Annotated in this window: 24 protein-coding genes, 8 pseudogenes and 1 riboswitch; of the genes and pseudogenes, 17 read left to right on the forward strand and 15 right to left on the reverse strand. The window is 57.4% G+C overall.

What is annotated here, in order from left to right; translation table 11 throughout:
• Nucleotides 1-656: 656 nt before the first annotated feature.
• From J3O30_RS33460 to J3O30_RS29185, 4 genes and pseudogenes are all read left to right on the forward strand, one after another.
• A pseudogene (locus J3O30_RS33460) lies at nucleotides 657-872 on the forward strand (carboxymuconolactone decarboxylase family protein); the annotation flags it as partial.
• A 112-nt stretch (nucleotides 873-984) separates the two neighbouring features.
• Nucleotides 985-1,637 (forward strand): annotated as a pseudogene (locus J3O30_RS29175) (transposase); the annotation flags it as partial.
• Nucleotides 1,638-2,198: 561 nt separating this feature from the next.
• Nucleotides 2,199-2,399 (forward strand): hypothetical protein, encoded by a 201-nt coding sequence (locus tag J3O30_RS29180; RefSeq protein WP_077987990.1) that lies wholly within the window; start codon nucleotides 2,199-2,201, stop codon nucleotides 2,397-2,399.
• A 78-nt stretch (nucleotides 2,400-2,477) separates the two neighbouring features.
• Nucleotides 2,478-2,642 (forward strand): annotated as a pseudogene (locus J3O30_RS29185) (transposase); the annotation flags it as partial.
• Between the two features lie 59 nt (nucleotides 2,643-2,701).
• Here J3O30_RS29185 and J3O30_RS29190 read toward each other — a convergent pair.
• A pseudogene (locus J3O30_RS29190) lies at nucleotides 2,702-2,902 on the reverse strand (IS6 family transposase); the annotation flags it as partial.
• A 72-nt stretch (nucleotides 2,903-2,974) separates the two neighbouring features.
• Here J3O30_RS29190 and J3O30_RS29195 point away from each other — a divergent pair.
• The 3 genes and pseudogenes from J3O30_RS29195 to J3O30_RS29205 all read left to right on the forward strand — a co-directional run.
• A pseudogene (locus tag J3O30_RS29195) lies at nucleotides 2,975-3,337 on the forward strand (DDE-type integrase/transposase/recombinase); the annotation flags it as partial.
• A 350-nt stretch (nucleotides 3,338-3,687) separates the two neighbouring features.
• Nucleotides 3,688-4,515 (forward strand): type IV toxin-antitoxin system AbiEi family antitoxin, encoded by an 828-nt coding sequence (locus J3O30_RS29200; RefSeq protein WP_094231145.1) that lies wholly within the window; start codon nucleotides 3,688-3,690, stop codon nucleotides 4,513-4,515.
• Nucleotides 4,512-5,372, forward strand: coding sequence for a nucleotidyl transferase AbiEii/AbiGii toxin family protein (locus J3O30_RS29205; protein WP_207585697.1), 861 nt, complete (start codon nucleotides 4,512-4,514; stop codon nucleotides 5,370-5,372). The genes J3O30_RS29200 and J3O30_RS29205 overlap by 4 nt, the downstream gene beginning before the upstream one ends.
• Nucleotides 5,373-5,699: 327 nt before the next feature.
• Here the strand turns inward: J3O30_RS29205 and J3O30_RS33465 are convergent, their stop codons facing one another.
• Entirely contained in the window at nucleotides 5,700-5,906 is a 207-nt protein-coding gene (locus J3O30_RS33465) for a hypothetical protein (protein WP_246762894.1), read from the reverse strand.
• A 77-nt stretch (nucleotides 5,907-5,983) separates the two neighbouring features.
• Here J3O30_RS33465 and J3O30_RS33470 point away from each other — a divergent pair, with 77 nt between their 5' ends.
• Both J3O30_RS33470 and J3O30_RS29215 read left to right on the forward strand, forming a co-directional pair.
• Nucleotides 5,984-6,364, forward strand: coding sequence for a hypothetical protein (locus J3O30_RS33470; RefSeq protein WP_246762895.1), 381 nt, complete (start codon nucleotides 5,984-5,986; stop codon nucleotides 6,362-6,364).
• Nucleotides 6,365-6,576: 212 nt separating this feature from the next.
• A complete protein-coding gene (locus tag J3O30_RS29215; RefSeq protein ID WP_077987986.1) occupies nucleotides 6,577-7,311 on the forward strand; it encodes an SDR family oxidoreductase in 735 nt (244 codons plus the stop codon).
• Between the two features lie 191 nt (nucleotides 7,312-7,502).
• Here the strand turns inward: J3O30_RS29215 and rpsU are convergent, their stop codons facing one another.
• From rpsU to J3O30_RS29255, 8 genes are all read right to left on the reverse strand, one after another.
• Nucleotides 7,503-7,742, reverse strand: coding sequence for a 30S ribosomal protein S21 (rpsU, locus tag J3O30_RS29220; RefSeq protein WP_003554884.1), 240 nt, complete (start codon nucleotides 7,740-7,742; stop codon nucleotides 7,503-7,505).
• Between the two features lie 285 nt (nucleotides 7,743-8,027).
• Complete coding sequence (locus J3O30_RS29225) at nucleotides 8,028-8,648, reverse strand: thiamine phosphate synthase (protein ID WP_131624644.1); 621 nt, start codon at nucleotides 8,646-8,648, stop codon at nucleotides 8,028-8,030.
• Entirely contained in the window at nucleotides 8,645-9,418 is a 774-nt protein-coding gene (locus J3O30_RS29230; RefSeq protein WP_077987984.1) for a thiazole synthase, read from the reverse strand. The genes J3O30_RS29225 and J3O30_RS29230 overlap by 4 nt, the downstream gene beginning before the upstream one ends.
• 3 nt (nucleotides 9,419-9,421) lie before the next feature.
• Nucleotides 9,422-9,619, reverse strand: coding sequence for a sulfur carrier protein ThiS (gene thiS, locus J3O30_RS29235; RefSeq protein WP_077987983.1), 198 nt, complete (start codon nucleotides 9,617-9,619; stop codon nucleotides 9,422-9,424).
• Nucleotides 9,616-10,590 (reverse strand): glycine oxidase ThiO, encoded by a 975-nt coding sequence (thiO, locus tag J3O30_RS29240; protein ID WP_077987982.1) that lies wholly within the window; start codon nucleotides 10,588-10,590, stop codon nucleotides 9,616-9,618. Before thiO ends, thiS begins: the two co-directional genes overlap by 4 nt.
• 1 nt (nucleotide 10,591) lies before the next feature.
• The gene (gene thiC, locus J3O30_RS29245; protein WP_131624619.1) at nucleotides 10,592-12,418 is read right to left on the reverse strand and encodes a phosphomethylpyrimidine synthase ThiC; all 1,827 of its coding nucleotides are present in this window, start codon (nucleotides 12,416-12,418) and stop codon (nucleotides 10,592-10,594) included.
• A 93-nt stretch (nucleotides 12,419-12,511) separates the two neighbouring features.
• Nucleotides 12,512-12,623: riboswitch (TPP riboswitch) on the reverse strand.
• A 220-nt stretch (nucleotides 12,624-12,843) separates the two neighbouring features.
• Nucleotides 12,844-13,554 carry a hypothetical protein gene (locus tag J3O30_RS29250; protein WP_094231141.1) on the reverse strand — a complete coding sequence of 237 codons (711 nt, stop codon included), beginning with the start codon at nucleotides 13,552-13,554 and terminating at the stop codon, nucleotides 12,844-12,846.
• 409 nt (nucleotides 13,555-13,963) lie between these two features.
• Complete coding sequence (locus tag J3O30_RS29255; RefSeq protein WP_026237083.1) at nucleotides 13,964-14,275, reverse strand: hypothetical protein; 312 nt, start codon at nucleotides 14,273-14,275, stop codon at nucleotides 13,964-13,966.
• Between the two features lie 207 nt (nucleotides 14,276-14,482).
• Here J3O30_RS29255 and J3O30_RS29260 point away from each other — a divergent pair.
• The 4 genes and pseudogenes from J3O30_RS29260 to J3O30_RS29275 form a co-directional block, all read left to right on the forward strand.
• Nucleotides 14,483-14,694 (forward strand): annotated as a pseudogene (locus tag J3O30_RS29260) (IS5/IS1182 family transposase); the annotation flags it as partial.
• Nucleotides 14,695-15,653: 959 nt separating this feature from the next.
• Complete coding sequence (locus tag J3O30_RS29265) at nucleotides 15,654-16,583, forward strand: sugar ABC transporter substrate-binding protein (RefSeq protein ID WP_077987979.1); 930 nt, start codon at nucleotides 15,654-15,656, stop codon at nucleotides 16,581-16,583.
• A 491-nt stretch (nucleotides 16,584-17,074) separates the two neighbouring features.
• Nucleotides 17,075-17,308: a helix-turn-helix domain-containing protein gene (locus J3O30_RS29270; protein WP_077988049.1), complete on the forward strand. Its 234-nt coding sequence runs from the start codon at nucleotides 17,075-17,077 to the stop codon at nucleotides 17,306-17,308.
• Nucleotides 17,309-17,697: 389 nt separating this feature from the next.
• Nucleotides 17,698-18,648, forward strand: coding sequence for a cysteine synthase family protein (locus J3O30_RS29275; RefSeq protein ID WP_077987978.1), 951 nt, complete (start codon nucleotides 17,698-17,700; stop codon nucleotides 18,646-18,648).
• A gap of 374 nt (nucleotides 18,649-19,022) precedes the next feature.
• Here J3O30_RS29275 and J3O30_RS29280 read toward each other — a convergent pair whose 3' ends face one another.
• Together J3O30_RS29280 and J3O30_RS29285 are read right to left on the reverse strand one after the other, a co-directional pair.
• A complete protein-coding gene (locus J3O30_RS29280) occupies nucleotides 19,023-19,169 on the reverse strand; it encodes an Lrp/AsnC ligand binding domain-containing protein (protein ID WP_281438275.1) in 147 nt (48 codons plus the stop codon).
• 37 nt (nucleotides 19,170-19,206) lie between these two features.
• On the reverse strand, nucleotides 19,207-19,440 hold the full coding sequence (locus J3O30_RS29285; protein WP_077987977.1) for a LysR family transcriptional regulator: 234 nt from the start codon (nucleotides 19,438-19,440) through the stop codon (nucleotides 19,207-19,209).
• 105 nt (nucleotides 19,441-19,545) lie between these two features.
• Between J3O30_RS29285 and J3O30_RS29290 the strand changes: the two genes are divergently transcribed.
• The gene (locus tag J3O30_RS29290; RefSeq protein WP_077987976.1) at nucleotides 19,546-19,971 is read left to right on the forward strand and encodes an ACT domain-containing protein; all 426 of its coding nucleotides are present in this window, start codon (nucleotides 19,546-19,548) and stop codon (nucleotides 19,969-19,971) included.
• 377 nt (nucleotides 19,972-20,348) lie between these two features.
• Here the strand turns inward: J3O30_RS29290 and J3O30_RS33475 are convergent, their stop codons facing one another.
• Nucleotides 20,349-20,939 carry a hypothetical protein gene (locus tag J3O30_RS33475; protein WP_245315056.1) on the reverse strand — a complete coding sequence of 197 codons (591 nt, stop codon included), beginning with the start codon at nucleotides 20,937-20,939 and terminating at the stop codon, nucleotides 20,349-20,351.
• A gap of 262 nt (nucleotides 20,940-21,201) precedes the next feature.
• On the opposite strand from J3O30_RS33475, the gene J3O30_RS29300 reads away from it, so the two are divergent.
• Complete coding sequence (locus J3O30_RS29300) at nucleotides 21,202-21,861, forward strand: transcriptional regulator (protein ID WP_077987974.1); 660 nt, start codon at nucleotides 21,202-21,204, stop codon at nucleotides 21,859-21,861.
• Between the two features lie 132 nt (nucleotides 21,862-21,993).
• The gene (locus tag J3O30_RS29305) at nucleotides 21,994-22,554 is read left to right on the forward strand and encodes a hypothetical protein (RefSeq protein ID WP_077987973.1); all 561 of its coding nucleotides are present in this window, start codon (nucleotides 21,994-21,996) and stop codon (nucleotides 22,552-22,554) included.
• Nucleotides 22,555-22,981: 427 nt separating this feature from the next.
• On the opposite strand, the pseudogene J3O30_RS29310 reads toward J3O30_RS29305, so the two are convergent.
• Nucleotides 22,982-24,053, reverse strand: a pseudogene (locus J3O30_RS29310) (IS630 family transposase).
• 204 nt (nucleotides 24,054-24,257) lie between these two features.
• Here J3O30_RS29310 and J3O30_RS29315 point away from each other — a divergent pair.
• Nucleotides 24,258-24,659 (forward strand): annotated as a pseudogene (locus J3O30_RS29315) (uridylate kinase); the annotation flags it as partial.
• A 402-nt stretch (nucleotides 24,660-25,061) separates the two neighbouring features.
• Here J3O30_RS29315 and rpoN read toward each other — a convergent pair.
• The gene (gene rpoN / locus J3O30_RS29320; RefSeq protein ID WP_131624609.1) at nucleotides 25,062-26,615 is read right to left on the reverse strand and encodes an RNA polymerase factor sigma-54; all 1,554 of its coding nucleotides are present in this window, start codon (nucleotides 26,613-26,615) and stop codon (nucleotides 25,062-25,064) included.
• Nucleotides 26,616-26,860 lie beyond the last annotated feature (245 nt).

The raw sequence follows: 26,860 nt of genomic DNA on the forward strand, positions 1-26,860 counted from the left end.
GTGCCAATTGACTGATTCCGAAGAGAGAGGGACCTTAAACTCCGCAGCGGGTCGATGCGAAGTTGCAAGGCCAATGCATAGAAGAATCGTCGGCCGAGCATACCTTCGACGGCAGTGGCTTATGATCGTATTTGTCACCGGGTGGACGCGTATCTGCGCAGAGTCCGGCACCTGTTTGATACAGACCACGATGTGCATAGTCGTTTAAGCTCCCAATCAGATTCGGGCTTTAGGGACCCGGCTAACTCTGAGCACTACTCGTGCCAATCAGGTTGCGCCGGTAACCTCTAGAGATTGAACGTGTTTCGTTGTCGCTGTACGGAGGGTTTTGTAGGGTCGCCGACATGTGCTGTCGTAATTGGCCCCGGCTTTCGCCCGGAGAGTAGCGACGGAGCGTTCGCCATATCCTGGAGATCAAACTTAGCAGCAGGTATTTTTCCAAGCACTTGCGGGAACTGGGAAGCAATGCAGGTTCAGATATCTGGTAAGCCAGGGCGACGCTGGATATCGGGTTGAATGGTCCTGCGCGACACAACGATGGCCTCGGTCGTGGGCAAGCTCGCCCTTGGTGTAGGGGCGCATAATCGTACGTACGAGCAGATTTCTCCGGATACCGGCGCTGGAGCGTGTATTGATCGCAATGGTTTCGATCATTAATGCGCCCGCGCAAGGTGCTCGGGCACGAGTATGTTGATCGCGCTCTCGGCAGTGCCGATGATTTCTCCCGGCCCTTCCAGGATGTTCTCAATGAATATTGCTGGGGTGCAGCCTGGACCGACAACGGCCTCGACCTGAAGCAGCGCAGCCTTGTCAACCTTGGAATGCTCGCGGCCTTCAATCGCATGCACGAGTTCGGGATACATGTCCGCGGCGAAACGCCTGCCGGCGCGCGGGCTACTCCTCGAGCGGGACGAACGATCCTCCATCCCACAGAGACCTCCTGCCGGTCGAGTGACAAGCGCAGAACAGGCAGCGACGCGCCGTGGATGGCGGCCTGCAGCAGCATTTGCCAAACGCTTGATGATCCCAGTCAGCAATGACACGCTCATCCGCGCGGTGAGAAGAAAATCCATGACGCAGGATGATGCTCTAAACGTCGTCGGCGTTGACGATTGGGCTTTCCGCCGCAATCACCGCTATGGCACCGTTGTATGTGATCTTGAGAAGCGAAGGATTATAAAGCTTCTGCCCGATCGGGAGATCGCGACAGTTTCCACCTTCCTTGCTCAGCACCCCGAAATTGCGATTGTTTCCCGCGACCGAGGCGGGGGCTATCGTGAAGCTGCCGCTAAGGCTTTACCACACGCCGTTCAGGTCGCAGATCGTTGGCATTTGATGGAGAACGCCAGCGCGGCGTTCCTCGACGTCGTGCGCAAATCCATGCGAGCGATCCGTACCGAAATTGGTGCTACGACGATCAATCCTGCGCTACTCACCTGCGCTGAACGACTGCAATATGACAGCTATCTGCGGCGTGAGGACGTGAATTCGACGATGACCAAGCTCTCCTCCGATGGCGTTCCAATAAAGAAATCGTTCGACAACCTGGCTATAGCCGCGGAACAGTTCGCCAGATCGTCCGCGGTCACAGAACCGATGTCTTCCGTGTCAGACAAAGTTTTCTTGAGGCCATCTTACAGAAGCCGAATTGGCTAAAGCTTTACGTGCATAAGCTACTTATCATATTCCCTGGTGAGCAGAAATGGACGGACCGATAATTTTCAGGATGCGGCGATAACGACAATTGCGTCCTGTTCATATATCTAAATGAGTAGTGGTTAATTCCGAAGGAAGTTCGGAAATTTCAAAATACGCAGCTGCCGGTGCAATGTAGTTTCGGGGCGCCGGCAACATAAAACGATATTTATTCAAAACAAAACATGCAAAAATAGGAGGATAGGTCGTGAACTATCGGAGAATTGTTCTTGCGCGCTTTGCGCAAGCGTTGGCTTGCAACAGAAATCATTCTGCGTGCACCCGCTCAGGCGCCGGGAAGAATTCCACCGCCTATTGTGCAGATTCATGCGAGACGCTCCTGATGCCGGACATCGGCAAATAATGGCGCGCGAGGGGTTGCGCGCAGCCGAGGCAATCTGTGTCGATGCGTAATGGCTTGAGGCTTGCATGCAACCCCTACCATATCCACCCATTGTCGAAATTGTTGACGCTGCCTTTCATATGGCAGAGCGGAGGCTAAGATGACTACGGCATGTGATGAGAAACATATCGAATTGAAGCCGATTTCGAGCTGCAGACGAGAAGTCGAAGTCGCGATGGTGGAAATGCTCGTCAGTTTGCAGAAACGTGGATGGTCGGCTGCGGAATTGGCACTGGCGCTCGCAGATGCCTCCGAAGATCTCGTCATGCTGATTGCGACCAAAAGGCTTCGACCGAATTAGGTCGTGGTGACGATTTAACGGTTTGGGATTCCGCCGGAGGCGCAAATCAGATTCAAGGCTAACTTTTGGAGATCGGCCGTGGATTGTGATGCGCTTCGGGATGACCAGTGGGAACGGATCAAGGATTGTGTGCCGGGCGGCACGAAGGGCAAACGCGGCCCGCGCACGAACAACCGGCTGTTCCTGGACGCGCTGTTGTGGGTGGCCCGTTCCGGTGGTCGCTGGCGTGACCTGCCCGAACGGCTCGGCGGGCACTGTAAACTTAACGCTGCGAAGACAAGATCTGGGAGTGAGGCTTTGGTTCATTCGGCGTGCCGCGCGATTTGGCGCCATGCTTGCATGGCAGTTGCTCGCAATTCTCGATGGTGGGTGGATGGAATATCGTGGCGGGGAACGTTAAAGAGGTTGACGATCGGGTCGTGGACGGAAACGAAACGCTGAAGGTGTCGCGCTGACTTGAAGCGCTTCATGATCCTCTCCCGCCGTCGGACGGGTTGATGAGAGGGTACTGTCACATTGATTGAGCGGTAAGGAAATTGAGGTAGCAGCGCACCCATGACCGTGAGTGCACCGACAAGGCGGCCAAGCGCCTGCTGACGCGACTTCTGAAGAAACAGGGCATGCCGCCAAAGCGTATGATCACCGACATATTGCGCTCCTACGGGGCGGCCAAACGCCAGGTCATGCCGAACGTGGAACACCGCTCGCATAAAGGCTTGAACAACCGGGCGGAGAATTCTCACCTGCCGTTGAGAAAACGGGAGCAAACGCGACAGGGTTTCCGGTCGGTTGGCTCATTGCAACATTTCGTGTCGATCTTCTCCGCCGTCCGAAACCTCTTCGTCCCATCCCAGACCAACCGCTCCGCAGCACAAATTCGAACCCATCGACGCCAGGCAATGGCCGCGTGGGAAGCCGTGAGTGCACGGCCTGCCTGAAAAGCGCAGGCTCGGCCTCACGTGGCCACATTCAAACAACGTGACAACGTCCGGCGAAGAGCTTTTCACGCCATAGGGCCATGCCTGGCCTTTTTGAGGGAACGAGCGTCTGACGGCTCAGGAAACAGCCCGCGTCACGGAATTGAAATTCGGCATGCGCAGCGTCGCCTTTCGCTTTGGCGAGGAGTCCCTCCCGGCGCGCAAAGCGAAGGTCCGCGCCGCGGCTGGATTTGCAAGCGATGGAGAGAAATCATGTTGGAAAATCCGCATGTAGCGCGGATATTCGAACATGAATTACCTGTTAAAACAAAGCGTGTTGCAATGTCTGCACATAGAGCGGATAATTGGACATGATTCACGATAAACGGGCCGCGCTTTCCGCCTATACATCAAACTTGCTCTCCCAGGGGCGGGTGGTTTTTGATGGCCGAGAGGCGATCGAAGCGCTGGGCATCAATCGTGGCGCGTTCCTGGACTCAGCCGAGCGTTTGCAGCGTCGAAAACTACTCCTCAACCCGCGCCACGACTTCTATATCGTGGTCCCTCCACAATTCATGTCATTGGGCGCTCCGCCACCAACCTGGTACATTGACGCGCTGATGCGCCATGAGGGGAATTCCTATTATGTCGGTCTGCTTAAGGCTGCCGAACTGCACGGTGCCACGCATCAGGCCGTGATGGAGTTTCAAGTCGTGTCGGCCAAACGGCTCCCCAAGATCAGGGCCGGTCGCAACCGCGTCGTCTTCTACTACCGAAAGGATATGGAGACCGTCGCCGCGGGCGTTGTCGACAAGAAAACCGAGACAGGTTCGATGAGAGTGTCGTCACCAGCTCTCACAGCGCTCGACATTCTGCGGTATTCTCGTGGCGCCGGCGGTCTTGATAACATCTTCACTGTCCTCAGGGATATCGCGCCGCAGATTGATTTCGAAAGCCTGACCAACCTGTCGCGCGTCACCGAACGGCCGGTCGTGCAGCGCCTCGGCTACCTTCTCGACAGGCTGGGTCACGGCCCACGCCTGGCGTCGATGCGTATCGCCTTGGAAGACCGCGGCAACCTGCCCTGGACGGAGCTGGACCGCAAAGAAGCCGGCGATCCCGACTTTTCTACTGAAGTGCTTGAGCGCGACCCGCGTTGGCGGGTCATCGTCCGCCGCTATCCGGAGGCCGATGAATGATACCAGCTCAGAATATTGTCGCGTGGGGCAATGTCGCGCCTTGGGCCGATCAACGTCAGATCGAACAGGATCTGATTATCAGCCGGGCGGTGGTCGCGATATTCACCGACCCCTTCTTGCGCGAAGCCTTGAGGTTTCGCGGCGGCACAGCCCTCAACAAACTGCACTTCCCGGCTCCGCTGCGCTACTCGGAAGACATTGATCTCGTGCGCACAGAGGCCGGGCCGATCGGCCCGGTCCTGGACGCCTTGCGTGTCGTCCTCGAGCCGTGGCTTGGACACGGTCAGTACGAGTCAAGTCCGGTCGCACCCAAGTTGAAATTCCGGATTGAGGCCGAGGACGGCGGCGGCGTCCCCATCCGCCTCAAGGTCGAAACCAACATCAGCGAGATCGAAGCGTATGATCGGCCGATCGACTTGCCGTTCGGCGTGACCAATCCATGGTTCACCGGGAATGCGTCCGTCCCGACATTCTCCCGTGAGGAAATGTTGGCCACCAAGCTGCGCGCGCTGCTGCAGCGGGAGAAGGGTCGCGATCTCTATGACCTGGCGCATGGCCTGGAGACGTTTGAGGGCCTGAATGTGGAGAAAGTGGCTGACTTTTTTGGCCGCTACGTCGCACTTTCGGGCCAGGTCATCACGCGGGCACAGGTTGAGCAACGGATGTTCGCGAAGCTTGCCCGGCCGCGCTTTCTGTCCGACATGCAGCCATTGCTTCCGACACAGCAGGCCGAAGCGCTGACCGACCAAACGACCCTCCAGTCATCTACTAGCGTTTTTGCGGCATTCATCGAACGCTTGCCCGGTGACACGTGGTTACGCACCGCTGAAATGCGCAAGCGCTTCGGCGTGGTGTAGAGATATGAATTGGAACGATGACGTCGAGGGTGGCCTGGGATGAGCGACGGAACGAGAGAAGAGGAGCCGCCGACGCACTATCTTCGCCAGGACAATGATGGGTCCGGGACGCAGGTGTGGCGTATCCAAGACTCTGAGGCAGTGAGGCTGGGTGTTTCCAATCCCGAGCAGGGCGCGGGGACCTATATTAAAAGGGGCAAACGGGCCTCGATTTGGGCGGCATTTCGAGAAGACACTCCTTGGTTTACTCCTGGCGGACCCGAGACCGGGCCGTTTCATCGCCTCGATCTCCCGCCAGCTCACTACTATCGTCGCATCGCCAGGCCGCTAAATGGCAGCTTCGCCCATCCTAAAAACCCCGGCGCCGGCGAAGAGCGCGACACGATTGCCGTAGGTGCTGGTCAAGCGCGCGCTCTGACGCATCATCTCGATCGCATCTGCCAAACCGTCCATCCCCATACCGAAACGCTGGGTGTTTACGGTCACGAAATCCGCAACCTGCTGATCCTTGCAGCGACCGAGGTCGAAGCGCATTGGCGGGGGGCCTGGTCGCGAACGGTAGGTCGGGCCAGAAACTCAACACGAACGACTATGTGCGGTTGCTACCGGTCATGCGCCTCGATCAGTATGCGGTCGGCTTTCGTCCCTATCCGTGGCTAACGCCTATTCGCCCCTTCGCCGGGTGGAATTCTCAAGATCCCACCAAGACTCTCCCCTGGTACGACGCTTATAACCGGGTCAAACACGATAGAGAAACACAATTCAGTGACGCGCGGCTCGAACACACGTTCAACGCCGTCGCCGCATGTGTGATTATGCTTGCAGCTCAATATACCCCTTCGATCGGCTTGGGTGGTCACTCGGATCTGAGCTCTTTTTTCCAGTTTGCCGAGACGCCGGAATGGACACCAGAACAAAGCTACGCGAGCATCTCACACGACCAAGATGGCCGCTGGGTGCCGGTTGATCACCCAGCGCTCGTACGCAAGTAATGAGACTGGATATCGGGGGAGGGGGCGGCGCGGGCAATCATGGACATCGATCAGGGTGGACGAGTCATCCTTGCGCATGTGAGTGTAGCTGCTGCTGAATGACGTCTGTGTGGACGTCGATGCGATAATATTTGAGCGTAGGCAAACGTACATCTTGCGCCAAACGCTTTCTCATTTATGAGGCATGATACATCTAGATGTATGAGGGTCTTATGGCAACCGGATACATGCTGTTGACAGGCGCAAGCCGCGGGATTGGCCACGCAACGGTAAAGCTCTTTCAGGAGAAAGGCTGGCGCATCCTCACAGTGTCGCGTCAGCCATTTTCAGAGGAATGCGCATGGCCGACTGCAAGGGAGAGTCATATCCAGGCTGATCTTGCAGATCTCTCTCAGATCGGCCGGCTTGTCGCAGCGGTTAGGGAGCGTCTTCCTGATGGGAAGCTTCACGCACTGGTCAACAATGCCGGCATTTCGCCCAAAGGCCCGGGCGGATCAAGGCTGGGCGTTGTCGGAACCGATGCTGAAACCTGGACGAAAGTGCTGAACGTCAATCTGATCTCGACGGCGCTGCTCGCGCGGGCGCTCCTGCCGGAGCTTGAGGCGGCCAAGGGTCTCATTGTCAATGTGACTTCGATCGCGGGCTCACGCGTTCATCCTTTTGCCGGCGTTGCGTATGCGGCGTCAAAAGCCGGCCTCGCTTCCTTGACCCGCGAGCTCGCCCATGAGTTCGGCCCGCGTGGTGTGCGTGCAAACGCGATCGCTCCGGGCGAAATCGAAACCTCAATCCTGTCGCCGGGCACCAACGCATTGGTCGAGCAAGAAGTCCCGATGGCTCGGCTTGGAACGCCCCGCGAAGTGGCAGAAACAATATACTTTTTATGCAGTGACGCCTCCTCGTACATCAATGGCGCCGAAATCCACATCAACGGCGGACAGCATGTCTGATCTGCCGAGGGGAGGGGCGGTCGTGGAATGCGATCGGCGGGCACCGTAAACTTAACGCTGTGCGCAGATAGCCGTATTGGCGCGGAGCCGCCAAGCGAGCGGGCATTGGGTGGAGGCCGGATCACGGTCGATAACGTACGCCCTCGGCCGTCATACCCTCGACAGACGAAACATCCGTCACTCGATCCCCACTAGCGACCAGAAGCTCTCGCCTTCTTTGGGGCCGAAATACCGCTTTCCCGCTCAAGCTTTTTGCGAGCGAGTTTACGGACGCGCCTGATACCCTCGGCCTTCTCACGAGCACGTTTTTCGGACGGCTTTTCAAAACGCTCCCGAAGTCGAGCCTCCCGGAAAACGCCCTCGCGCTGCAACTTCTTTTTCAAAAAACGGAGCGCTTGCTCAACGTTATTATCACGTACCAAAACTTGCATTCTAAACTCCCTAGGATCACTGACGCGCCTCATTAGATCCATGTGCTTTTACGAGCAAGGCTTGGAAGACCGATTGCCTAAATTCTTTGTCGTCACTGTTTCATGGCACGATCGCGAATGGGCTAGAGGTAAGCCTTGCCAGCGGTTGATGGGTCAGAAGTTCATATCCTTTGAAGACCGGTGAGCTTTCGGTGTCCATATTGTTCAAACTCCGACTTTTTTGATGGTGCCATTTCCGTGGCGATCTGCTGATTTACAATCCATTGCCAATGGCTTCCTGAGGACCTATTGAAGATTGCGGATTCTCGCCTGCGCTGTCGCGACGATCCATTGCTTTGTTCTCAGTTCCGGATTTTCATGCCGCATGATGTCGGTCACGACCGCGACGCTATCCGCCCCGTGAGCAAGGGCGTCTTCGATCCGTTCGACATTCAACCCGCCGATGGCGACCAGAGGCAGGTCGCCGATGCGCGATTTCCATTCGCTCAGCCGCGTCAGCCCTTGCGGCGCCCATTTCATCTGCTTGAGGATCGTCGTGTAGACCGGACCGAGTGCGATATAATCAGGCCTCGCTGCCAGTGCGGTTTCCAGCTCGCGTTCGTCGTGCGTTGAGAGGCCGAGTTTCAGGCCACTCGCTCGGATCGCGTCGAGGTCCGCTGTCGCAAGATCCTCCTGGCCGAGGTGTACGAAGCCGCAACCTTCCTCGATCGCAAGCCGCCAGTGGTCGTTGACGACCAGCTGAGATTGATGTTTAGCGCAGACTGCAACTGCGCGACGGATCTCGGCGCGTAGTTCAGTCTCCGGACGATCCTTGATGCGCAACTGCACCAGCTTGACGCCAAGCGGCACCAGCCGGGCAATCCACTCGGCGCTGTCGACGATCAGGTAGAACGGATCGAGCTTCATGTGAACACCGCCTTTCCGATCACCGGCGTGGAGGGGACGGCCATGTCGCGCGGCTCCAGCACGCCAGCGTCAAAGGCCTGCTTGCCGGCGGCGATTGCCGCGGCAAAGGCGGCTGCCATCGCCGCGGGATCTCCGGCGCCGGCAACGGCGGTGTTGAGCAGAACCGCATCGAAACCGAGCTCCATGACTGCCGTTGCGTGCGACGGCCGACCGATGCCGGCATCGACGATCAGCGACACGTCAGGGAAATGGGCCCGCATTGCTCTGAGCGCTGTCGGATTGAGCGGCCCGGCGGCACTGCCGATCGGAGCGCACCAAGGCATCAGCACCTTGCAGCCGGCCTCCAGCAGTCGTTCGGCCACGACCAGATCGTCGGTCGTGTACGGGAAGACTTCGAAACCTTCGTTGACGAGAATGCGAGCCGCCTCGACGAGGCCGAAGACATCCGGCTGTAGCGTATCATGGTTGCCGATGACCTCGAGCTTGATCCAGTCGGTGGCGAATAGCTCGCGTGCCATCCTTGCGGTCAGCACCGCTTCCCCGACGCTGTGGCAACCTGCAGTGTTGGGAAGGATACGAACGCCGAGTGCGCGGATCATCTCGAAGAAGGCGCCCCCAGTGCGGCCGCCAGACATCTCACGACGAAGCGAGACGGTGACTATTTCCGTCGCCGATTGCCTGACAGCCTCGGAGAGGACGGCAGGAGAGGGGTATCGCGCTGTGCCGAGCAGCAGACGGGAGTTTATTTCGGATCCATAAAGCGTCAGCATCCGTCAGCCTCCTTGCATCGGCGACAGGATTTCGATCCTGTCATTGTCGTTGAGCGAACGATTGAACCGGTCTTCGCGATGGACCAGCTCACCGTTGACGGCTGTCGCCAGCCAGTCACCCTCGTATTCCATCAGGACTAAAAGCTCCGACAGCGTCTCAGCCGCGACATCCTGGGCCTCGCCATTAACGATCACTTTCATGAGGCATTCCTTCCCGTGGTATGTTGGTTGAAGACAAGTTCAGCCGCCTCGGCCGCCATGGCTGGCGCGAGCAGAAAGCCGTGACGGTAGAGGCCGTTGAGCGAGATCACCTTTCCCTGATGGCTTGCACGTGGAAGATTGTCCGGAAAGGCTGGGCGGATTCCGACACCCGTTTCGATTATGGTTGCATCGGCAAAGGCCGGAAATAGCGTGTATGCAGCGTTGAGCAGTTCCATCAGTGAACGGGCGACAATAGGCCCGTCGAATTCCGTCTCGATCATCGTCGCGCCGACCATGAACAGACCGTCTCCACGCGGGACGATGTAGACGGGGAAACGCGGATGGAGCAGGCGGACCGGCCGGGAGAGATCCACGTCAAAGCTTTTAAGGTAAAGCATTTCGCCGCGGACGCCGCGTAACTCCTTGGCCTCGCCGATCTGCGCAGCGCCCGTGCAATCGACGACACTGTCGAAGCTCTCCTCATGCGAGCTCTCGCCCACGAAGGTGACCCCCTGAACCGTCAGCTTGGTGCGCAGCAGAGTCAAAACTCGCCGGGGATCGAGATGGGCTTCGCGGCGAAAGAACAGCCCGTGCCGGAACCGCCCGGCAAGGGAGGGTTCCAGCGCCGCGATCGCCGGCTCTTCCAGCCATTCATAACCCGTCGTGCGGCAGGCAAAGCGTCGCAGTTCACCAAGATCGCGAGCCGAGGCGACCACGAGCGTTCCGTTTCGTCGCACCTCTCCCGGCACAATTGCCTCCCATTTGTCGGCGGCGGTGAGACCGCGCATGAGTACCGCAACATCAGCACTCTCCCGCTCGCACCAGGGCGCCAACATTCCGCCCGCGAGCCACGAAGCAGCACGCAGGAAACCGTCATATGGATCGAGCACAGTGACCTCGGCATCTCGAGCGCGCAGTTCATGCGCCACCGTCAGGCCGGCAACGCCGGCCCCTTTGACAAGAACACGCATCTCATTCGCTCGTTTGCTGCAGGGTTTCTACCGGCATATAGAGGCCGCCGCCCTCGCGATAACGTGCCGCCATCGCCTCCAGTCCCTCCTTCTGCGCTTCGGCGCGGATATCGTGCGAGATGCGCATCGAGCAGAATTTCGGTCCGCACATGGAGCAGAAATGCGCGACCTTGTGCGCCTCCTTCGGCAGCGTCTCGTCGTGGAAGCTGCGGGCGGTTTCGGGGTCCAGCGAGAGGTTGAACTGATCCTCCCAGCGGAATTCGAAACGGGCACGCGAGAGCGCGTCATCGCGCAGCTGTGCCGCCGGATGCCCCTTGGCGAGATCGGCGGCGTGAGCCGCTATCTTGTAGGTGATGACGCCTACCTTCACGTCGTTGCGGTCGGGAAGCCCCAGATGCTCCTTGGGCGTGACGTAGCAGAGCATCGCCGTGCCGAACCAGCCGATCATCGCTGCGCCTATCCCAGAGGTGATGTGATCGTAACCCGGCGCGATATCGGTCGTCAGCGGCCCGAGCGTGTAGAAAGGCGCCTTGCCGCAGACTTCGAGCTGCTTGTCCATGTTCTCCTTGATCTTGTGCATCGGCACATGGCCGGGGCCTTCGATCATCACCTGGCAGTCTTTCGCCCAGGCGACCTTGGTCAGTTCTCCCAGTGTTTCCAGTTCGGCGAACTGCGCCGCATCATTCGCGTCAGCGATCGAGCCGGGGCGCAGGCCATCGCCGAGCGAGAAGGAGACGTCATAGGCGCGGCAGATGTCGCAGATCTCCTCGAAATGCTCGTAGAGGAAGCTTTCGCGGTGATGACGGAGACACCACTTCGCCATGATCGAACCGCCGCGCGAGACAATGCCGGTCACCCGGTTGACGGTGAGCGGGATGTAGTGAAGCCGCACGCCGGCATGGATGGTGAAATAATCGACGCCCTGTTCGGCCTGTTCGATCAGCGTGTCGCGATACACCTCCCAGGTCAGGTTCTCGGCAATGCCATCGACCTTCTCCAGCGCCTGATAGAGCGGCACGGTACCGATCGGCACGGGCGAATTGCGGATGATCCATTCGCGGATGTTGTGGATGTTGCGGCCGGTGGAGAGATCCATGACGGTATCGGCGCCCCAGCGGGCCGCCCAGACCATCTTCTCAACCTCCTCCGCCATCGATGAGGTGACGGCGGAGTTGCCGATATTGGCGTTGATCTTCACCAGAAAATTGCGGCCGATGATCATCGGTTCGGCTTCCGGATGGTTGATGTTGGCGGGGATGATCGCCCGACCCGCCGCCACTTCCTGCCGGACGAATTCCGCCGTCACATGGTCGGGAATGTGGGCGCCGAAACTTTCGCCGTCGCGGACTATGGCGTCCGCCTGCGCCTTGCGGCCGAGGTTTTCGCGGATGGCTATGAATTCCATCTCGGGCGTGATGATGCCGGCGCGCGCATAAGAGAGCTGGGTGACTGCACTGCCATCCTTTGCGCGCAGCGGCTGGCGTAGCGCGGGGAATTCGGGCGTCAGCCTTTCGCCGCTGGCAAAGCCGTTGTCTTCGGGACGGACATGGCGGCCCTTATAGGCCTCGACGTCGCCGCGGGCGAGAACCCAGTCACGTCGCAGTGAGGGCAGCCCCTGTTCGATACGGATCTCGGTGCCCTCGATCGTATAGGGGCCGGACGAGTCGTAGACGACAACGGGCGGCTCGCCCGATGTCGGATGCAGGCTGATTTCGCGCATCGGCACGCAAATGTCGGGATGGATGTCCCCCCGACTGTAGATCTTCCTGGATGCCGGCAAGGGGCCGGTGGTGACGGTTGGGGTGATATTCTTTGCGGCGATGTTCATGGTTTGAGGCTCCAAGTTTGAGTTTGGAGACCCAGTCCTCAGCCGGAATGATGGAAAGACGCCGGCACGGATTCCACGCGTGAATCCGAAACCTCTCGAGCGCTTGCACCGTCCCTACGCCAGTATGAACTGGATCAGGTTCAACGGGTCACTGCGCGCGATAGCAGTATCTCAGCCCCTTGCCGGGACCCCCCTGGTGAATGCCAAAAAGGGTAGAGGCTTGCCGAGGGGACTGTCAAGCGACAATCTGCGACGGCTTGGGGTCAGGTTACACTCAGGCTATCGTGCTTGGTCGCCGCGATCAAACGAATCGACAAGTCAGTCGCCCGACCGGCACGCTTCCGCAAGGCAGGCGCTTTTGTCGCATGCAGTGGCTGTCGATTTTTATCCCGCGCAGTTCAGCAAGTATGCTGAGTACCGAAGCGCTATTGAGAAAGCAGGCGCGGAACTGGAAAGTCTAGTACTTTGTCCGTGTAGCTTTCGACCAAGGCGCTAAACGGCGTGCCGTCTCGAAGTTTCAGTATGGCACGATGTTCGAGCAGGAACGGCGGCAGGCTGAGGGAACTTGTTTCATGCGCTGTTAAGCCCTCCATGTCCCAGCCTTCGGATAGAGGGGACCAGAGCAACTTGGCAGACAGGTTTGTGCGAGTGAAATTAAGAGCCTGAACGGCTCTGCCAAACGCGATATCGCTGGTCTTCAAAGCCTGATTCATCTCTGCAGTTAATTTTGCGGGTACATACCAATTGTCGGCTTCCGACAAGACGCGGTCGCCGCAGACCAGGCGGACGCGGCGATAAGCGATCAGCTCACCGGGTCCGACGGTCAGAAGTTCACGGATGTGCTCATCGGCCGGCTTGTCTTGCCCGCCCACACGCTGAGCTACAATCTTAGAACCTTCCGGTGCGAGCTTGTGCGCGGCGCACCAGCGATCAAGGGTCAACGTAGCACTGGCGTTACTCAGGAGATTGGCATTCAAGGTCTGAAGGACCGCAAGCGCTTCCACTCGAGATGTCGGCGAGTTCAGCCACTGAGACCCTATAGACGGTTCTTGCGCAATTGCGATCTGGGTGCCCAGGACGATGGCAGTCGCTGCAAGTGCGGCGATGCGAATGCGTTTCGAAGAACAAAATGACACGGAGAACGGTTCCTTTCTGCAGTAAATTTGATGGGCGAACCCTGCGCGTCAAATTTCCTTGATTTTGGCAGGCGAGCGCGCGTTGTCAGCGTATTTGATGCCAGCAGCAAGATTTGAACTGCGCCTTGCGGGTACCGTTTAACGGTCGGGTTCCCGATAGACTTTCATACCATCTTCCGATGTTCCTGCCGTGCTGGTTCACACCTGTTGAAGCCTGTGTGCCCGAGCCGTCCTTTGCTTGCGTCGCATCAAGGTCGTCCATGATATCCTCCATCCGCTCGCCGACCTGTTGTTGGAGTTTGCAAGCGTTGGCGACTGAGCCGATGCTTCCATCCTGGAATATGGAAACTCGATAGACGTGGATTTCAAAGGAGGAACGTGGCGGCCGGTCCAAATTCTCCCAATTCACTTAACGGTTTAGCGCCTTTGTCGTCCTCTCGCTCGTTGCGGGATGTTCATACAGCTGGATCGGATAGAATAGGTAGCAACCGAAAGCAAAATCCAGGAGCAATTGTTCGAAAAAGGTCTTCTTCGTCGACGCAGAGCCCTCCTGCCGGTCGAGTGACAATTGTAGACCAGGCAGCGACACGCCGTCGATGGTTGCCAACCGCAGATGCGAGTAGCCAAGGCGCTTGTCTGATTTCTTTTGGTGATCCATGTCGTCGTGCTCCTTGTGCAAGCCTCCCGACGATGACGTCGCCGGCAAGATTTCAGCATTCATGGGAAAGAATCTTCCTGTTGCACTGTCGTAACTCATCATAACAGGACACTTGATGAAAACGGCAAGCAACGCAATAGATGCGTCGGATATATTGCAAAGTATATCGTTTCCAATTTGGCATATCTTACTCTCTATTGCGAGAAACCCGTGAGTATGGAATATATTATTGGATATATTTCTATATATATCGCATTTCGTGTCTTTGGCGGCCGCGTGAAATGGCAACTCTCTAACGGCTACGCAAACGCTCGCTGGTCGAAACGGCAATCGGGCGATAAAAGTCCATCATCGGGCGGCGTCTGCGGGCGAGGTCGCGGCCTGGTCAGCAGACCGAAGGCGCCATCGGCTGCGCCGTTCTCAATCGCATGCTTGACTGCGCACGCCCGAAATTCGTCCGCCGCAAGGCACCCTCGGCATGATCAGCCGTTTCAAAGATCCCCATCCGTTCAATTCCAGATCTGTGCACTAACGCCCGCGGTCGTCGCCGATCGCATTTGTAGAGTTTGCTGTCTCAATGCATCACTTCTTCTCGGAGCTTAACGCGGCCGCAGAGAGGAACGCGCGGAAGTCGACCGTCGATTCAAGGAGTCGGACGCTGACGCTGACAGGGTCCCCATGGCAGGGGTACGGCCGTCAGCATTCGGTTGAGAATTCGGGCCATGATCGTTTTTACCCCTCGTGTATTTGCACAATCTATGGCCAGCGACATGGTCATGAAATAAAATTGCATCGACAAGTGCAGATGACATGTCGTCGCCAACGACCTCTCCGGAGAGGTCTGCGCCGGAGCCAGGAGGTCTGCGAGGGCGAGTGTAGAGTTGCCGCCTCGACCGGCCCAGTTCAGCGACTGCCCGGTCCATTGCGGCGGCGCCGCTCTTGTTAATCTCTCCTGCCATCGGGTTCGATATTCCTGAAAAAATCCGGGGACGGATGGGGTTCTCTCATTCACGACGACGATTCTTTCAAGAATGAGAGACTTCACAAACAACGATGAATGGACCTCAAAGTGAAATAGATAGAAGCTTATCAAAACTGCGTCATGTTGCCTCTCGATCACGCGAGAGCTGACGAAGAGATTGGACAATATGGCATGTGTCGGCTTTGCACCATTGTGGTGCCATCTGTGAAAGACGCTCGACATTGGCGCTGTTGAAGACTGCGCACTTAAGTCATCAAATCAGGCACCAAAAAATTTGGGGTTCGCGCGAGTCAACGTAGCGGCGAAGGAGAGGCTAGTCGTCAGCATCGAGATGGTCTTGATATCTTATGGAGATGTTCGGCCTTTTTCTGGCGGCCCTGGTAATTGTTTTCGGCCAGCGTGCTGAAAACCCGGCGTGAGGAGGGTGCAGCCGGGCACCGCTTTGTGGAGGAAGTGAAAATGAAAAAGTTTATCCTGGGCACCGCGATGGCGCTCGTCCTGTCGACGGCCGCTCACGCAGAAACGGTCGGCGTCTCGATGGCGAAATTCGACGACAATTTCCTGACCGTTCTGCGCAACGGCATGACTGATTATGCAAAGACACTGAGCGGCGTGACGCTGCAGGTCGAAGACGCACAAAACGACGTTTCCAAGCAGCAGAGCCAGATCCAGAATTTCATCGCCTCCAAGGTCGATGCAATCATCGTCAACCCTGTCGATACCGATGCGACCACGGCAATGTCGAAGCTCGCGGCCGATGCTGGTATTCCGCTTGTCTATGTCAACCGTGAACCGGTCAACGTCGACACGCTGCCGGACAATCAGGCCTTCGTTGCTTCCAACGAGCTGGAATCCGGCACGCTGGAAACCAAGGAAATCTGCCGTATTCTCGGCGGCAAGGGCAAGGCCGTCGTCATCATGGGCGAGCTTTCCAACCAGGCTGCGCGCATGCGGACGCAGGACATCCATGACGTCATCAAGACGGATGAATGCAAGGGTCTGGAGATCGTCGAAGAGCAGACCGCCAACTGGGACCGCACCCAGGGCGCCGACCTGATGACCAACTGGCTCTCCAGCGGCATTGAATTCGACGCCGTGATCTCCAACAACGACGAAATGGCGATCGGCGCCATCCAGGCGCTGAAGGCGGCCGGCAAGGATATGACCAAGGTCGTCGTCGGCGGTGTCGACGCCACGCAGGACGCGCTTGCCGCCATGCAGGCGGGTGATCTCGACGTCACGGTGTTCCAGGATGCCGCCGGCCAGGGCAAGGGCTCGCTCGATGCAGCGCTCAAGCTCGCCAAGGGCGAGAAGATCGAAAAGAAGGTCTACATTCCCTTCCAGCTCGTCACGCCTGCTAACGTCAAGGACTTCGTCACCAAGAACTGAGGCGAACGCCACACAGGATGCGGGCTTTGCCCGCATCCTCTTTTCGGGCGCTCGACGTTCCTCAAATCCTTAAAGATGACGGACCCTTGAGCTCTCAGGCTGCTGCGCTTGATCCCCATGCGCCGTTCTCAGGCGATCTCTTCAAGACGACGGCCGATCAACAGCGCCCGGCAGGTTTCTCACAGGCTCTGGCCGAATCTGCGGGCCATGAGCGTATCGCGCCGAGGCAACTCTCGAATTGTTTGTCCATCGTTCTCCGCTTGGGAATGATCAGTGCATCACTCCCTACGAGCTTCCCTACTACCTCTCGTCGGCTCCTACGCAAGGGTTGTCCGCCCTTCATCGCGTCAGACCTGTACTCCGCTGCACAAACTGATAGAAAGTGCGCCCGCGGAATTCGAAGAAACTGTCCGTTGCCGGACGCGGTCGGCAGCGGTGGAACTAGAAAACGGATGCACGTTTTCCGGCTGCCAAAAGGAGCCTTAATCGACATGAACATGGTCTCGAAGATTGCGAAACCCCCAGTTGCCCCGTCCGTTGGCGCTCTGCTTGCAGAAGCTCGCCTGGCTCGCGGCTATTCGCTGGACGACGTCGCAGAAACCACTGGTCTGACTGTGGCAGAGGTGACGGCTCTGGAGAATGACGCGGATTTCGACGCGTCGAGGATCCGAAGGACTGCATCCGCTCTAGGGATTCTAGAAAAGATATGCGATGCGCCGCGCTGACATCGTTGAACAGCTTTTTCCACGGCTCTACTTCTCAAGGAAGGTGGGTGCAGCAACTCACGGGTCGCGCTTCAATGGGAAGCTGTTCAACTCGGGCACAGTTTTCAAGAGTAGGGGCAGGGAACCTCGGCTGTGATGTTCGACAACCAGCTGACTCTTCAAGGGGAATGGCGTGGCTGGCGCAGTTCTTCCGCTCGCAAATTAGGCATCATCGCGTGCAGCTCGATTCCAAGGTTCAGCAGTCTCTTGGGAAACTTCGTGGGAATCCGCTGTATGATCTCGTTGGGTGTTTTGCATCGGTTTGACGCCCATCGAAAGCTCAACACGCGGTTCACCCGGGTGGCTTGCCCAATAGACGCTAGACGATCAACCGGAAGGACAAATAAAACATGCAACTGAGCCCCCCGCCCCCCGTCGAGTCAGCGCTCAACGCTATTGGCAATACACCGGTCATACGCCTGCGTCGCGTCGTACCGGACGGGAGCGCTCAAGTCTTTGTGAAGCTCGAGTATTTCAACCCGACAGGCTCGTATAAAGACCGCATGGCAAAATCCATCATAGAAGAGGCTGAGCGCCGCGGAGATTTGAAGCCAGGAATGACAGTAGTCGAGGCGAGTGGGGGAAGCACTGGGTCCTCGCTCGCCTTCATTTGCGCAGTGAAAGGCTATCATTTCATTGTGGCTTCTTCCAACGCCTTTGCCATGGAGAAGTTGCGTACCATGCGCAGCTTTGGCGCAACCGTTGATCTGATCCACAGCCCGTCCGGCGAAATCTCGGCCGATCTAATTCCGTCTATGATCCGTCACGCCCAGGAGGTCTCCAACCGGTCGGACTGCTATTATTCGGACCAGTTTAACAACCGTGACGCCTTGATTGGCTATGAGGAAATCGGCCATGAGTTGGTCAAACAATTTCCAGACGGTATCGACGCCTTCTGTGGCGCAGTTGGTGTGGCCGGAATGACAATGGGCGTGGCAAGGATTCTGAAGTCGCGCTCAGCGACGGTTCGGATCGTGGTTCTGGAGCCGGCCTCTTCACCCGTCATATCGAAAGGTTGGGCCGGAACCCACCACGTCGAGGGGATAGGGGTAGGCTTCGTTCCGCCTTTGCTCAATCAAGATCTCTATGACGAAGCGCGCAGCATTCCGGAAGAGGAAGCACGCGCTATGTGTCACCAATTAGCACGGGAGGAAGGATTGCTGGTCGGTACGTCCACGGGCCTCAACGTCACTGCGGCGATTCGTTTGGCCAAGGAGTTGGGGCAGGGTAAGACGGTCGTCACGGTCGCGAGCGACACCGGTCTAAAGTACATGAACGGGAAGCTTTTTTCCGATGCCTGACAACGGTCGAGCGACGGCCGGGACGACGCTGGACCTTCGGTTGAATTGGAACCTGCGCGACAAAACGCCCCGGCCCCTAGGCAAACGCGCCCCTCGTTGTATCGGCGGCGCAGTTTTTTGGAGCATCCTGTCAACGTGACGATCGCCAATCTAAACGGCGTCAAAGTCCAAGCCTGGCTTGCCCACCTTCTTGCCTGCGTTGCCGATGTGTCCGTCAGAAAGCTGATCAACTGCTTCGGTCGAACTGGTAATCGACTGAATTGAACTCTTAGGCGGCATAGTCTGCGGCCCTGACGACGGCTTACGGCCTAACATTGTCGCATGAGTGATTTTTACTCCGACCCCGACGCAGGAGCCACCCTGTTGCCGCGACGCTAAGGGATGCCGGCTCTGTCGAGAGGTAACGGACCGTTGGATTTAGAGCGAGTAACGCGCAGAACCGTTGCTTCATACGTAGCCATGTCGGGAATCACTACCTCGAGCAAGAAATCATGGTCTCCGGAGACGAGGTGACATGCTATTACTTAGGGCATGGAGAGGACGGCCTCTCAGAAGGAGTCAGCGTTGTCGTGTGAGTGTCGTGCGGCGTGACGGGATATCCTCTCTCCAATTTGGGTAGGCCGGCACGGATGACCGCGGACGATCAAGACCGCCAGCCTTTTCCTCAGGCGCTCTAATCTGTTGCGGGACCGCCGAAGGCGTAATCCGAAGTATTTTGGCCGCCCGCTCAAAGCTTGCGCTGCGAAGGAGTGCGACGAGTGCCTCAAGTTGAAATCGATCTAACGTCGTCAATCTGCCTTATGCCAATTAAGGAAATCTCATTTGTTCGCGCCCAATTCCCGTCTTAGACAATGAACACCCAAGACATCATGATGATAGGCAAAGGAGACCGCTAAAATGACTATTGTGTCGCGAGACAAGTTCGAAATGCTGTCGAATATGACGCCCTCGCTCGAAGACGGCGAGTATGTGTTCTGCTCGTTACCCAATGAAGGGAGCAAAGTCCACAATCTGAATCCGATTGGGACATTTCACGAAAGAGAAGGTTTGACAGTCATCCTTGAGAAAGGAGAGGCGCACGAAGCGGGGTTCGAAACTTCACTTGCGATGCGCCAGATCACCCTCAATGTGAATTCTGCGCTCGATGGCGTCGGCCTTACGGCGGGGGTTGCTGCCTGTCTCGCAGAAGCTGGCATACCGTGCAACATGGTGGCAGCATATCACCACGACCACATCTTTGTTCCGGCGGGCCTAGCTGATCGAGCATTGCATCTGCTGGAAACGCTGCAACGCGAGTCCGCGCGGGCGATGCGCAAATGTTGACGAACAGTATTACCCGCACATAGCCGGCGAAGCTTTACTAACTTCGCTGGCAAGCGGCAGCTCGAGCAGACCTGGGCGTTCCTCGCCGAGGCTCCATCGCGATCAACCGAGAAGCTGCGAAGATCGTCGATACGGGCTATCATTGTTTTGGCGAAAACCGTTCGCAATCGCCTGACGTGGGCAACACATCGAGTTTTTAAAGGGAGCATGACAATGGAGTCGGCCGAGTTAGGGCACTCCACGATCGTTGGAATACGGTTAATGTAGAGATGTACGATCAAATTTGCGGATGCCAACTGATCCAGGTCACGCGGAGCAATGATATCTACTCAGGTTCTCTACAAAGCGGGAGTTTGGGCATCCCAACACCAACTCGCTTAATCGCCCTTCCGCACGTCAATCTTCCCATCCACCATGATCTTCAGCGCTCGGATCATGCCGGCGAGGTTGAGCAGAACACCCTCGACTTCATCGTTATTCGCAGCAGCCTCTGTCATCAACGCCGCGATCTCAAGGTCCCCCATCGCAACATAATTTCCGCGGCTGGGGCGAGTGCCGGTTTCCAGGCGCATCTCCCGCACCATTCTTACCGCGCGTTCGACTAGGCGGCGGTATTCGTCAGTGCTCAGTTTGTCGACCTCGTTGGCCGCCCGGGTGAGTTCAGAGATAAAGTCGGCAGTGTAGGACATTTGCAGATGGTTTGCCGATGGGTAGGACCTATCAATGTTTGCCAGAAGGCCGGGGTGTTTGCCGGGTTCCTCGCGGCCTGCATCGGTCTTACCGAGGTTACCGAATTGCTTTAAATATTGCGCGGTATTAAGTGAACATTGTGGCCGAATGCCGCGATAATGCGACACTGGCACCGACAATCCGCGGGCGGTCGCACCGAAAGTCAGCGCTCGGCGGTGCGCCTCTCGATAAACGGACAAACGATCAAGATGCTGCCGGGGTGGCCCGGACTCCCGCATCGATTTCCTCCGCTCAGAACGCGATGTAGTCAACAAGAATCAGTCACAATGAAGCGGTGTCAACGGAACTATATCCCGACGGCTGCGATTCTATCGTTTTGTCACAGTTGCGTCCGTAAGTGGTTCTCTGCGACTGGAGCCGCGTTTGAGCCGAATACTTAAAAAGGATAGACCGAATGGACTGCAGTCGTTATCTGAAAGGCTTGTTGCGATACTGAAGACGTCGCTGAAAAATTACCACAGACACCCGAGGCTTCTTAAAGTGAAAAAAGTGCAGCGCAGCTTTGCCGTCGAGTACAAATCAGGTCGGCGAAAACTCAATTCTAAACCGAATTCGATTTGGGGAGACACGGATCTCAAGTCCGTCGCGCAAGATCTGCAAGACGAGGCAATGCCATTTCTTTCGGCAGCGCCTCGGGCTAGCAGCAGCGAGATGCTTTTACCCGGAGAGCAGACCGGGCCGATGTTGACACTGCCGATCGGGCAGGAGACAAAGGCAGCGGCTTTACAGGAGACCATAATGGCCGACGAAAACGATACGATGACCAATGCTGACACGCCGGTCGCCGCGGCGCCCGATGTACCGAAGAAGGTGCGCAAACCTCGCGCCAACAAGGCGGTGCCTGCAACGGCCTCAGCCGCCGTTTCGGCGGAGCCGGCAGTTGCTTCGGGTGCCGCAGCTGGCAAGCAGAAGAGAGGCCGCAGGCCAAAGGCTGACGAAGGTACGGTGAGTGCCAAGCGTGCGCCCGTCAAACGCGCTCCGAAGGCTATGCAAATAGCGGCTGCACCGCCGGTGGCGGCAGTTGATGAGATCGCGGATCTTCTGCAGCTCGAAGAGGAAAACCAGAGGCTGCGCAAGCTGCTGGCGGAGAAGCTCCGTGCTGAAAATGCCGATCTGCGAAAGCGACTCAACCTCGGTTGATTGGCTGCAGACGGCCAAGTGCTGGCCGCATTCTCATGCTTATTGAAGTGTACTTTTTGGCGGCGGTTCGTTCTGCCGCCAACGCTTTTGCTCGCGGTATGCATACCGGGGTAGAATTCGAGGTCGAATAAAATGGCGTCTCCTTGGAAACTTCTTGCCCGGCTGGTGTCCGCGCGACGGCAGCAGAGGCAAGAACACGGCTCGACCGATGACGTGAAGCCGGACGCATCAGCCATCGCCGAGCCAACTGAAACAGCAGACAACAACGAGTTGGACGGCGCAGACCGTCCGGCGGACGAAAAGCCAGTTCTTCACGGTCATTCCGCGGCGGTTCCGGCGGACCCGGATCATTCCGAGGAAACGGCAAGCGTTGTTGATGACACGACAGATGTCGAAAGCGCGAGGCCTATGGAAGCGTCGGACCCGGTTTTGACCGACGAGGCCGATACAGACGCGCATGCCGCACCAAAAGCCTTTCGAGTTGGCGAAGGTCAAACGCGAAAGCGCGGCATGCGGGGCATGAAAGCGAAAACGATTGCAGGCGTTATCCCACCTGCTCCAAGCGCTCTCACCGCTTTTGACGATGCAATCAATCTCGACGAAGAAATCAGGCTTCTGCGGGACCAGTTGGCGCGCAAGCTTCAAATGCAAAATGCACAATTGAAGAGGATGCTGGAGCGGTTCGAACGCTGAAGCTGTCATAAACCCATTCTCCGGACCTTGGGTATGAGCATCGTGTCAAACGCCGTTCCCTAAGCTTGGCCAAAAACGAACTTGGCGCCTCGTCGGGCAACAAATTGAAGGCACTGCGCCCATACTCGAGTTCCGGCTAATCAGCATTAGGAGTGTCGGTTCGGAGCCATCAAGACCAATTAGTCCGCGCCCCGAAAGTTGGATGGAGTCACACGGCTGGATTGATGGAAATACAGATCCGTTTCTGCGTCGCGTACAATCCAATGGAAGCTGCCGCCGTCGCCTGGGTAGGGATTTTGACGCCGGCAAGACTTATCGATCGAACAATGCGCATTGACAACATGCCGCCGTCGAAACGGGCGACGACGGACTTGCCGCCCACTGATGAAAAACCGCTCAGCGGCAGGGTAATACCAACGAGCGCTAATCAAAACCGGTGCGCCCAGTCACGCATTCCAATCGACATGATCTTCCAAGGCTGAGCGACCAGCTTGTTCCATGCGTCGCAGCAATGGGCGACGATGTCCTCGTAATCTTTGAAGATCCGGTTGGACAACCAGTTGTCACGCAGAAATTGCCACACGTTCTCGACGGGATTTAATTCGGGCGAGCTTGGCGGCAGGAAGAGCAGTGTGATGTTGTCGGGCACGTCGAGCTTCGGCGTGACATGCCACCCCGCCTGATCAACGATCAGCACGGCATGAGCGCCGTCATCGACGGCCTGGCTGATTTCGAGCAAATGCTGGTTCATGGCGCTGGTGTCGCAGTAGGGAAGAACGAGACCCGCACCTTTGCCCTTCTTGGGGCAGATAGCGCCGAAGATATAGGTCCACATCGTGCGTTGATCGTGCGTTGATCGTGTGGTGCCAAAGGCCTTGTTCCCTTGCGTGCCCATCGCCGGGTGATCTTGTTCTTTTGGCCTATCCGAGCTTCGTCGGCCCACCAGAGCTCAATCTCGACGTTCTTCGGGAGCCTGCCTTTGATTGCTGCCAGTGTGGCGGGGAACTTTTTTTAAAACTCTCCAGGTCGCCTTCGTTCTGGGCGTAATGGCGCGGGCGGGCAGACAGCTTTGCAAAGCCGAGCGCCTTCAATTCGCGGCCAATGGTCGTTTCATCGACGGATATCCGATATTCTTGGAACAGCCATTGAACAAGATCCTTGCGCCGCCAGCGCACAACGCCATGCACCGCCGGTATCGGGCCACTTTCGACGATCTTTGCCAAAGCCTGGCGATGCACGTCGGAAAGCTTTCCTTGATTGCCGGGTGCTTTGCCATTGATGAGCCCTGACGGGCCACGCGCATTGAAGCGAATAACCCAGTCGCGGACAATTTGCAGGGTCACGCCTCCGATCCTGGCCGCATCGCTGCGGGAATGGCCATCATAGATTTCGGCAAGGGCAAGAAGCCGCCGAGCCTGTGCCGCATCCTTCGTACCTTTGGCCAACGCCCGAAGAGCGAAGCCGTCGAAGTCATCGCGCAGTGGAATTCCTGATGTCATCCGCAAACCTCCGTTTGCGGTATTGATTCAGAACTCAACTGATTTGGAAACCTCAAAAAGAGTCACAGACCGCTCACGCTGGTATAAGATCATTCATGGTGGGTGTGGTCTCCGGGAAATGATTCGGATCGGCTTTAGCAACAAAATCCTATGTTATTTCAACGGCTTGTAATACTTCCGCCAACCTACCATGAGTTTTCCGGGCTAAGTGCCTGCCTGTTGGATGCTGCAGTCAGCTGCCTTGGGATTCCCGTAACGTCTTTGAACGGCTATGTCCTCGGGATACCCACTAATTCAGACTTCGGCCGAGCGTCAGTAAAAAGCGTGGATCCTCAGCCAATCAGGGCTGCACTTCAGGAGCATGACATTGTCATTGCCGCGGGTGGTCAGACAATTGATCAGTCGGGCAGACTAACGTTTCTCGGCAGAAACAGCTCAGATCTGACAGCAGTCGTGACCGCAGCTATGCGGGAAGAGCAAGCCTGCCAGATATATTCAGATGTTAAGAGCGTCTACACGGCAGATCCCAATCTTGTCCCAGGGGCACGATTATTCCCGAAGATTGCGTACCGGACAATCGTGCAGATGTCGCGGCATGGCGCAAAGGGCAGGCTCTCGCTTGTCGAAAAATTGTACGTCTCCGTTGTATAATGGGGCGCCGCGATTTCTGTTTCTGCGCTGGGATATCTGAGAATTGAGTTTGCTGTCGCAGATGCTGTCATAGCCGCCGCACTTCTTGATCCAGCTCGAGCCCAGGGTACGATCTAACCCCGATTGCGGTTGCGAAGATGAGCGCGTTGCCGGCAGATGTGGTGCCGGGCACATTTCGGCACAAAACATTCCTTGACCGCCTACGACCCAGAAACAGGAGCCGCGCCCAAAATAGAAATGTCAGACTTGGCCAGCGCAAGCACCGCGGGCGTGATCCAAACTCACCCAAGGGCTAGCTTTCATAGAGTCGCGCCGCTTGGGGCAGGATTTTTCAGTTCAGGTCCAAGCATGATAGCCTCAGAAGCCCGCGACCTTGGCGAGTGCCCGCTTCTCGCGGCGGCGCTGGACCGAAGAGGCGATGTTCATCTCTTGCCGGTATTTCGCAACCGTGCGGCGGGCGAGATCGACGCCGCCCTTCTTCAGCATGTCGACGATATCGTCGTCGGAAAGTATCGCCTCCGGGCTCTCCTGCAGGGTCAGTTCACGGATCTTGTGACGCACGGCCTCGGCCGAATGGCTTTCGGCGCCCGCGACGGCTTTGATCGGGACGGTGAAGAAATATTTGAGTTCGAAGAGGCCGCGCGGCGTCAGCATATATTTGTTCGACGTGACGCGGCTGACGGTGGATTCAACCATCTCGATCGCCTCGGCGACCGTCTTCTGGTTCAGCGGCCGCAGGTGATCGACGCCGTGCAACAAGAAGGCGGCCTGCTGGCGGACGATTTCGCTTGCCACCTTCATGATGGTTTTTGCCCGCTGGTCGAGGCTGCGCATCAGCCAACTGACCTTCTCCTGGTAACCGGCAAGGAAGGCCCGAGCTTCGTCGTTCTTTTTCACCAGGGAAGAATAGGACTTGTTGACCAGCGGGCGCGGCAGCGTATCCGGATTGAGCTCGACCAGCCAGCCGCCATCCGAGGAGGCTCTGACGACCACATCGGGTATGATCGCTTCGGAAACAGCTGCCTCGAAATCGCTGCCGGGCTTGGGATTGAGCTGACGGATCTCGCCGAGCATGTCGAGAAGATCTTCCTCGTCGACGCCGCAGAGCCGCTTCAGCGTGGCAAAGTCGCGCCGGGCCAGCAGTTCGAGATTTTCGACCAGAGCCTGCATGGCCGGGTCGTACCGGTCCTTCTGTCTGAGCTGGATCGCCAGACATTCGGCCAGGCTACGGGCGAAAACACCCGGCGGATCAAGGCTCTGGAGGGTGGCGAGCACGCGCTCGGCCTGTGCGAGGCTCGTGCCCAGCCTCTCGCCCGCCTCGACGATATCGGCCTGCAGATAACCGCAGTCGTTGAGCTGGTCGACGAAATTCTGCGCGATCAGCCGGTCGGCCATGTCAGGCAGGGCGAAGGGGATCTGCTGGGCGAGATGATCGCGCAGCGATACCTGGCCGGCGCCGAAATCGTCGATATCGTAGTCGGCGCCCTCGCCGCTGCCCGGCATCGACTTCCACTGGCTGACGAGCTCCGGCGCGTCGAGGCGCTGCGGGGCCGCGTCGTCAGGAAAGACATCGGTGTAGTTGGCGTCGAGCTCGTCGTTCAGCCGGCTGGTGCTGGCGCTGCCGCCATTGTCGTACCAGTCGCTGGAGGGCGCCTCGGCGCGGTTGTCATAACCATCGTCCCCACCGGCATCCGGCTGATGAGCATACTCTCCATCTTCGGTTTCGCAGCAATCGCCACCCGCCTCGTCGTCGTCCTGAAATTCGAGCAGCGGATTCTGTTCCACTTCTTGAGCGATAAACTGGCTGAGTTCGAAATGATTCATTTGCAGCAACTGGATGGATTGCATCTGTTGCGGTGACATCACTAGGGACTGGGTCTGGCGCAGGAAATGATTGGCGGAAGGTTTCATGATAAAGTTCCACTTAATTCTCGGGTCCATGCCTGATCATGACCTCAGAGCACGGAGATCGATGCCTTAACGTGAAATTGGCACGCTTGGCATCATGAACCACTTGGGGCAACTTTGGCGCCTCGGCGCGCAATAGCCTTCAACAAACGTGCCAAACCATCGACTGGATTCCAAAAAAGAATATGCTTAAGTTTCAGTGATTTATGGCGAACAGTGAACTTGGTTACGAAAGGGCATTTGTCGCG

This window comes from Rhizobium sp. NZLR1 (assembly GCF_017357385.1).
Lineage (GTDB): Bacteria > Pseudomonadota > Alphaproteobacteria > Rhizobiales > Rhizobiaceae > Rhizobium.